Origin of the sequence: Pseudomonas sp. 2822-17 (assembly GCF_002742485.1) — a bacterium.
In the GTDB taxonomy this organism is placed as follows: Bacteria; Pseudomonadota; Gammaproteobacteria; order Pseudomonadales; family Pseudomonadaceae; genus Aquipseudomonas; species Aquipseudomonas cyclaminis.
The window spans coordinates 1-315 of sequence record NZ_LJRZ01000581.1 but is presented as its reverse complement, the minus strand read 5'-3'; the positions used below and the strand labels follow the sequence as shown (position 1 = coordinate 315).

1 protein-coding gene is annotated in these 315 nt (G+C 35.6%); it reads right to left on the bottom strand.

Going from position 1 to position 315, the window contains the following annotated elements:
- Positions 1-274, bottom strand: a 274-nt coding sequence (locus AOA60_RS23475; RefSeq protein ID WP_218240756.1) for an FAD-dependent oxidoreductase, incomplete at its 3' end; no start/stop codon positions are given.
- Positions 275-315 lie beyond the last annotated feature (41 nt).

The window sequence follows — 315 nt, the reverse complement described above, 5'->3', positions numbered from 1 at the left end:
CATCATACGGCACTGTATTTCCTTTGTCCGTTTCAACTTGCTTTAAACTTGGATCGATTTTTACTACTTTTTCTCCTGCAAGTAACATGACGTTATTCTGGATATACCAATCCCAATCATTTATATTAATCTCATCGAAGGACGTTTTTCCTTGTAAAACATTTGAGAGCATGATTCGGTTATAGTTAGGATGATTTTCATCACCTATAACAGTAATCTCAAAGCCTTCTCTATCTTTTTTTATTATTTCCTCTATACAACGAATCCCTGCCATACCGTTTCCAATCATCACTAACTTACGCTTCACGCTTACTC